The sequence below is a fragment of the Mycobacterium sp. genome (assembly GCF_019243155.1).
Taxonomy (GTDB): Bacteria; Actinomycetota; Actinomycetes; order Mycobacteriales; family Mycobacteriaceae; genus Mycobacterium.
In genome coordinates, this window is sequence record NZ_JAFAUS010000414.1 from 1 (window position 1) to 5,332 (window position 5,332).

Consider the following 5,332-nt stretch of genomic DNA (forward strand, 5'->3'; position numbering starts at 1 on the left):
GCCACAGGCGCGCAAGGACGAATTCGTCGATGCGTTGGCGGCGGGGATGGCGGCGATGACGGTGGGCGACCCCGCTGATCCCAACACTCAGATCGGTCCGTTGGTGGCGCAGCGTCAGCAGGAGCGGGTGCGTGGCTACATCGAGACCGGCCAAAGTGAAGGTGCGCGTTTGGTAGTCGGCGGCACCGAGTTGCCCGACGGCTTGGAATCCGGCTGGTATGTGCGGCCAACGCTTTTCAGCGATGCCAGCAATGACATGCGGATCGCCCGCGAGGAGATCTTCGGCCCGGTGCTGACCGTGATCCCCTACCGCGATGAGGACGAGGCGATCCGGATCGCCAACGACTCCGAATACGGCTTGGCGGGTTCGGTTTTCACCTCCGACATCGACCGCGGGTACGGCGTGGCCGCGAGGGTCCGGTCCGGTACTTTCGGCGTCAACGAGGGTTACATCATGGATCCCGCGGCGCCGTTTGGCGGCGTCAAGAACAGCGGCTACGGACGCGAACTGGGGACCGAAGGCATCGACAGTTACACGGTGAGCCAATCGATTTCGACCGCGGCCGCCGCAAACTGACTACAGCTTTTTCAGCCGTCGCCATCCGGCATACCCACCCAGAATCCGGTCAGTATTTCGCGGGTCGGGTGGGGCGGCTTAAAGTAATCGCCTAAAACGAATTTCGGGGTGTTCGCGCCGGAGTGGCGACCGACACGTTTAAGAAACTTAACGATTTGGGCATGTGCCCTGTCATCATCACCGAAAGAAAAGGCGAACAGCGTGGCTACCAGTTTCCAGGACGTCATCTCGTCCAAGTACCTACTGTTGACCACTTTCACCAAGGACGGCCGCCCCAAGCCGACGCCGATCTGGGGTGTGCCCGAGGGTGACAAGTTGCTGGTCATCACCGACGACGGCTCGTGGAAGACCAAGCGGATCAACAACACGCCCCGGGTGACGATCGCCCGCAGTGCCGCGTTGGGCAAGCCGAAGAGCGACCCGGTCGAGGGGATCGCCCGGGTGTTGCCGAAGTCGGAGACGCGGCGCGTCTACAACGCGGTGCTGAAGCGTTACTGGTACCACGCGTGGTGGTTCTATGCGCACTCGATCGTTCGCGGCGGTATCGACAAGGTGCACGTCGGCCTGGAAATCAAGCCCGCCAGCTAGCGGACTGCGGTTACGGTTAGCGGGTGACCGACGACCAGCCCCGGATTGCGCCGCAGATTCTGGCCTGGGTTGCGGCGGCCCGCGTCGCGGTCGGCGCCGCCATGCTCCTGGCGCCCTCGCGCTTCTTCTCGCCGGAATCCGGGACCGAAACGCTGCTGATGCAAACGATCGGGATTCGCGACTTGGTGCTGGGCTCGGGTGGTTGTGTCGCCTGGCTGCGCGGGCGCGACAGCGAGTTCCGCGGCTGGGCGACCGCCGCGTTGACCAGCGACAGCGCCGACCTGCTGTTGGGCCTGCGGAGTAAACCGCTCGTCGGCACCAAAAGCGCGTTGATCGCGACGTTGGCGCCGGTGCCGTTCGTGGGGGCGGGCGTGGTCGGCCTGGTCCGTTTCTTGCCCAGCCGCTGACGATCGGCCTAGGCGGTTGCGCTGCGAAGGGCCTCGAACGTGTCCTTCATGGTCTCGGACGGATCGCGGTAGGCCACCCCGAGTTCGGTTTCGCTCGGCGAATCGTCGGACGCCGGCATCTGCGTGTAGTACTGCATCCCCGCCCACGTGAAGGGGGTTTCGAAGGGGAGGAACCGCCCGGCCCGGTCGAGCACCGCCCCGGCGACCCGCAACGCGGTGTCCGGGATCGGAAGCGCGACCATCGGGGTGCCTGCGACCTCGCCGAGGATGTTCGCCAGCTCGGACGCCGGAACTCGGTGACCACCCGCGGTGTAGCGGCGCGGCCCCCGCCCGGGCTCCAGCAGCGCCGCGTGCAAGGCGGCCAAGTCGCGGACGTCGACGATCAGCCACGCCGCGTTACGGCCGGGGATGGCGTGCATCTGCAGCGCGGCCTTGACGCCCTCGCCGGCCTCACCGAACTGGTCGCCGACCGGCGGACCGATGACCATCCCGGGATAGGTGATGTTGACCGGGGCGCCGGCGTCCTGCAGCCCCCGGGCGTAGATGTCGACCTGCGCCTTGGAGGTGCCGTAGCCGTCCGCTCCACCGGTGACCGCCAAGTCGGCCGTCATCGTCTGTAGGCCCGGATGGAACAGTGCGGTGAAACTCGAGACGTGGACGATGGGATCCAGGCCAAGCTCCACGGACTGACCGAGGACGTTTTGGGCGCCCTGCATGTTGGTGGTGAGCATCTCGGTGGTCTGCCGCGGGTCGGTGGCGACCAGAGCGGCGCTGTGCACGACGGCGTCGCATCCCTGCAATGCCTCGCGCACCGCTACGCGATCGGTGATGTCGGCGACGGCGAAGTCCGAGACGTCGACGCCCAGCTTCGCGACCGAGGTCTGCAGCTTCTCGGGGGTGCGCACCAGGAATCTAATCGAGTGCCCCGCGTCGGCTATGGCCTTGGCAGTCCAGCCGCCGACAAATCCCGTGCCACCCGTGATGAGAATCCGCATGGACTGATTGTGCAGAACCGTCGGCCTAGAGGTGACTTGAGGCGAAGTCGGCGGCTTGGTTTGTCATGCCATTAACCGGATAGGAGACGTGGGCAAGCGGGTCGTCGCCGTTGCCGCAGATCGAGTCGCCCGGAGCGCACAACTGAATGGTTTTCGGTTGGTATAGCGGCCCGATGACGAGCGCGGGCGCGTGGTACTTCTCGAGGAACTGTCCCGACGGCGTTCCGAACAACGCCACCGCGGAGACGTGGTTCGCGATCCCCGGCGGCATCGGCGGGGGTACCGCCGACGCGGGCACGCCCGCGGGGACGGCGGCGGAGGTGGCGTATCCCGCCACCGCGGCGCCCTGGGAGTAACCGCCCAAAACTTCCTTGGTGTTGGGGCAGTTCGCGGTCATCGTCTCGATGTGGGAAGTGGCGTCGCGGATGCCGTCGATCACGGTCGACGGGAAGTCGGGATTGCCGAAGTCGGTGCTAGCGGGGTAGTTGACCGCATACACCGTGAGGGCCCTGCCGCCGACCTCGCCGCGCAGCGCGTCGGTGAAGGCCTGCCCGATGCCACCGACCCCGGGCGCCTCACCTGAGCCGCGAGCGAATACCACCTCCACGTCCGGGCATGGCTCGGCAGCCGCCGACGGCGCGGCCACGTTCGGGACGGCGAAACTCGCCAGTACCGACGCAGCGCACGCCGCCAGGCAACGCCTTTTTATTGGTTTGCTCACCGCCGTTACTTTTTGAAGGCGTCCTTCACCTTCTCGCCGGCATCCTTCAGGCTGGACTTCGCCTGATCGCCCCGGCCCTCATTCTTGGTGTCGTCGTCACCGGTGGCCTTGCCGACTGCTTCCTTGGCACGGCCGCCCAGGTCTTCGATCTTGTTCTTCAACTTGTCTTCGTTACTCATGCGCTTGTACCTACCCGGCAAAGGACCCTATTGAAACCCTCGCCCTGTCATCATGGAGTTCATGAGCACCGCGATAGTGGTGGCGGTAGTGGTGGGCCTGATGCTGCTGGGCGTCGGCATGGTGGTCAATCAGCTGCTCCGGTTACGGCGATATTTGGGGGACTCGCCGACCAACCAACCGTCCGGGATGGAACCCGGCGAGCCTCCCGGGCCAACGCAGTGACGCCGGCGCCCCTCCCCGGACACCGATGATGGCTTGCCACGCGGCGTGTCCGGTGCCGCCGATCCGACGCAAACATGGTGGTGCCCACGCCTTTTCACGTCCGCTGAGCAATGCTCGGTGCCCGCACACCAAACCCGCGCGGCGGCGTCGGGAGACGCTAGCTGACGTACGCGTTTCCCCGCGGGAGGGTCAGCGGAAGGTCGGCGTAGGTGACGATGCCCGGCGCCGCGGCGACGACGGCCGCGATCCCGTTGATGGCGGGCATCGCCGTCATGATGTGACCGAGGTCCATGAATTCCTCGAGCGTGGTGGCCTCGAAGTAGGGCGGCGGCAGGAAGCCGACCTTGGTCGTCACCGTCGGCTGCCCGTCGACCTGAATGACCCAGCCGTCCTGCTCGATCTTCCAGTCGGGTTCGAGTGTCTGTCCCTTGCGCCACCGGACGTTCAGGTCGATCAGTGTCTTGCCGTTGACGATCCCCTGCCAGCTGATGTACGTGCCGGCGACGTGTCCCGCGGGGATCGTCCACGATGCCATTTCCAGGTCCGCCGTGGTTTGGGCGAACTCGGCGACGCAGCGCACCTCGTCGAGTTCGACGCCCAGCGCGTCGCCGACCAGCCGGACGGCTTCGCCGAAGATCGCCGTGCCCTTCTCCGCCATCGCCTGCAGGTCCGGGTGGTCGATCGGCTGACCGAAGCCCACGGGCTTCTCGGTCTCCGGGGAGTCGTAGAACGTCGTGTCCGCGGCCTCGTTGACGGTGATCCTGTCGATCCGGTTGCACACCATCGAGGAGACGATGGCCAGCAACTCGGCGAATCCCGGGCTGACGCCGGACCCGAAAATCGTGGAGCCGCCCTTCTCGCAGGCCTCCACTATTCGGTCGCGACCGTCGCCGAGGTTGTGCCCCGTGATGAAAGACGCGGTGGTCACGACGTTGACACCCGCGGACAGGATGCGGACCAGCTCGTCGACGTTGATCCACATCGGGTTGTAGACCACGCAATCGGGTTTCAGCGCGAGTAGCGCGTCGACGTCGTTGGTGGCCGCCACCCCGACCGCCGGGATCCCGACGAGTTCACCGGCGTCGCGGCCGACTTTGTCCGCTGACCAGGCGAAGCAGCCCACTAATTCCAGCGTGGGGTTCGAGACGATCGACTTCAGCGAGCTTTTGCCGACGTTTCCGGTGTTCCACTGAACCACTCGATAGGTGTTTGGCACTCGCTCAGCATAGGGAATTCACCCAGAACTTAGTAGGCCTTAATAGACGGATTCTGAAGCCAATATCTCGGCCAGGAAAGCGTCCGGCGGTGGCATGTCCAGACGCGCCCGTGCCCATCGCCGCACCCGGTCCCGGATTTCGCGGGACTCGGTCGTTTCGGCGCCGATGATCACCGAGGTCGCTGACCAGTCGTGACCCCACGCCGTCGCCTCGGTCATCGGTCCCCGTGGGGCATCGACGAGGGGGAGGGTGGCGTGGCCGTCGGCGTCCAGAACACCCGCGCCGCCGACGGCTTGGGACCGCAGCTGCACCGGGATGCCGGTCGCGGGGTCCGGGCCGATGAGTGCCGTCCGAATTACGGCGACCGGCGCCGCACCCGCGGCCTGCACGCTCCACCGAACGGTGTCCTCGGCCGCATCGAAGAT

General features: G+C 66.1%; 8 protein-coding genes and 1 pseudogene. 4 read left to right on the top strand and 5 right to left on the bottom strand.

Annotation, left to right across the window (positions count from 1 at the left end; genetic code table 11):
• The 3 genes from JOZ00_RS21210 to JOZ00_RS21220 form a co-directional block, all read left to right on the top strand.
• On the top strand, positions 1–577 hold a 577-nt coding region (locus tag JOZ00_RS21210; RefSeq protein ID WP_293347554.1), incomplete at its 5' end, for an aldehyde dehydrogenase family protein.
• Between the two features lie 201 nt (positions 578–778).
• On the top strand, positions 779–1,165 hold the full coding sequence (locus JOZ00_RS21215; RefSeq protein ID WP_293347557.1) for a PPOX class F420-dependent oxidoreductase: 387 nt from the start codon (positions 779–781) through the stop codon (positions 1,163–1,165).
• A 23-nt stretch (positions 1,166–1,188) separates the two neighbouring features.
• Complete coding sequence (locus tag JOZ00_RS21220) at positions 1,189–1,572, top strand: hypothetical protein (RefSeq protein WP_293347560.1); 384 nt, start codon at positions 1,189–1,191, stop codon at positions 1,570–1,572.
• Between the two features lie 8 nt (positions 1,573–1,580).
• Here JOZ00_RS21220 and JOZ00_RS21225 read toward each other — a convergent pair whose 3' ends face one another.
• Genes JOZ00_RS21225 through JOZ00_RS21235 form a run of 3 tightly spaced genes read right to left on the bottom strand, consistent with a single transcriptional unit; the run spans position 1,581 to position 3,467 of the window.
• Positions 1,581–2,567, bottom strand: coding sequence for an SDR family NAD(P)-dependent oxidoreductase (locus JOZ00_RS21225; RefSeq protein WP_293347563.1), 987 nt, complete (start codon positions 2,565–2,567; stop codon positions 1,581–1,583).
• 25 nt (positions 2,568–2,592) lie between these two features.
• Complete coding sequence (locus tag JOZ00_RS21230) at positions 2,593–3,261, bottom strand: cutinase family protein (RefSeq protein ID WP_293347572.1); 669 nt, start codon at positions 3,259–3,261, stop codon at positions 2,593–2,595.
• 32 nt (positions 3,262–3,293) lie between these two features.
• Positions 3,294–3,467 carry a CsbD family protein gene (locus tag JOZ00_RS21235; protein WP_293347566.1) on the bottom strand — a complete coding sequence of 58 codons (174 nt, stop codon included), beginning with the start codon at positions 3,465–3,467 and terminating at the stop codon, positions 3,294–3,296.
• Positions 3,468–3,528: 61 nt separating this feature from the next.
• On the opposite strand from JOZ00_RS21235, the gene JOZ00_RS21240 reads away from it, so the two are divergent.
• On the top strand, positions 3,529–3,690 hold the full coding sequence (locus JOZ00_RS21240; RefSeq protein WP_293347575.1) for a hypothetical protein: 162 nt from the start codon (positions 3,529–3,531) through the stop codon (positions 3,688–3,690).
• 157 nt (positions 3,691–3,847) lie between these two features.
• Here the strand turns inward: JOZ00_RS21240 and JOZ00_RS21245 are convergent, their stop codons facing one another.
• Together JOZ00_RS21245 and JOZ00_RS21250 are read right to left on the bottom strand one after the other, a co-directional pair.
• A complete protein-coding gene (locus JOZ00_RS21245; protein WP_293347569.1) occupies positions 3,848–4,906 on the bottom strand; it encodes a dihydrodipicolinate reductase in 1,059 nt (352 codons plus the stop codon).
• Between the two features lie 39 nt (positions 4,907–4,945).
• A pseudogene (locus JOZ00_RS21250) lies at positions 4,946–5,332 on the bottom strand (hypothetical protein); the annotation flags it as partial.

Bases quoted from the DNA above. Each gene is read 5' to 3' on its own strand.
- JOZ00_RS21225 (WP_293347563.1), bottom strand. From the start codon at position 2,567: ATGCGGATTCTCATCACGGGTGGCACGGGATTTGTCGGCGGCTGGACT.
- JOZ00_RS21235 (WP_293347566.1), bottom strand. From the start codon at position 3,467: ATGAGTAACGAAGACAAGTTGAAGAACAAGATCGAAGACCTGGGCGGC.
- JOZ00_RS21240 (WP_293347575.1), top strand. From the start codon at position 3,529: ATGAGCACCGCGATAGTGGTGGCGGTAGTGGTGGGCCTGATGCTGCTG.